Origin of the sequence: Xenorhabdus innexi (genome assembly GCF_002632485.1) — a bacterium.
Lineage (GTDB): Bacteria > Pseudomonadota > Gammaproteobacteria > Enterobacterales > Enterobacteriaceae > Xenorhabdus > Xenorhabdus innexi.
This window is the reverse complement of the sequence record NZ_NIBU01000197.1, coordinates 1-982: the sequence shown is the minus strand read 5'-3', so window position 1 is coordinate 982 and position 982 is coordinate 1. Positions and strand designations below refer to the sequence as shown.

The window sequence follows — 982 nt, the reverse complement described above, 5'->3', positions numbered from 1 at the left end:
AAACTCGTCCACCGATAAATTTGTTAGCCAAAGACAGAAACGTTTTTCTTCGGCAAACCAGCGGCGGACAAGACGAAACTCATAACCCTTACGCCGACATATCAGATCCAGCACTTCTGAGCGGTTGGTTCTGCGTGTGATGGATTTCAACGGTTTACCAGACAGTTTGGACAATAATTTTCCTTGCCCATTGCGGGCTGTCATTATCTGGGGATTGAGCGATTTGCTTCCCCGGACAATAAATGAGCCGCCGGAAGAGGAGACTTGCTCAAAATATTCAAAATCAACATAGCCTGCATCTGCCAGTAGTAATTGCTTATGCAGCGTCTCAGGAGCGGGGAGGTAAGCCCGTTCTGACGCGGTATCCGCGGTCACCGTCATCTTAACCGGAGATTGGGTGAAGAGTGACAGCGTCATGTGGCATTCAACGGCCGCATCGGTTGATCTGAATCGATAAGGAAACACATCAGACAGTGCCGAATGGATTTTGAATGAGCTGCCATCCTGCAAAATAACATTTTGAAATTTTGTAAGTTTCGTGGGTATGGCAACGGATTTATCGACCCATTGCGCCATCGCAAATCTCACCAATATTTTGACGAATTCGACAAAAGCCGCTTTGCGTAACTGATTATAAAAGGGGCGGTAGCTAACCTGCTGTTTTTTATTGGGACACAGCCCATTAAATTTTTGGTGTAACTGAGCAATAGACGTGATTTTTCCCGAACTCAGTGCAGCGATAAGACTGAGGATGAATACATGAGGTTCGATGTTTCTCACGCGCTGAATAAATCCACATCGAAAGGCAATCTTTTTCAGAGAAGCTTCATTGAAGAATTGCATTAACTGGTGTTTTATAGCGATAATCATTACAGGCTTCATCCGTGGTTTTGATTTATTGTTTGGCGACGATTATCAGATCATAAATGAAGCCTTTTTTCTATCTAAAAATAAACGGTTATTGCTTAAGATCCTGTCTATG

The 982-nt window shown here is 43.7% G+C and carries 1 protein-coding gene; it reads right to left on the bottom strand.

Features of this window, described 5'->3' with window-relative positions:
- Nucleotides 1–843: IS4 family transposase (locus Xinn_RS21040; RefSeq protein ID WP_244590294.1), on the bottom strand; the 843-nt coding region annotated here is incomplete at its 3' end.
- Nucleotides 844–982: the final 139 nt, after the last annotated feature.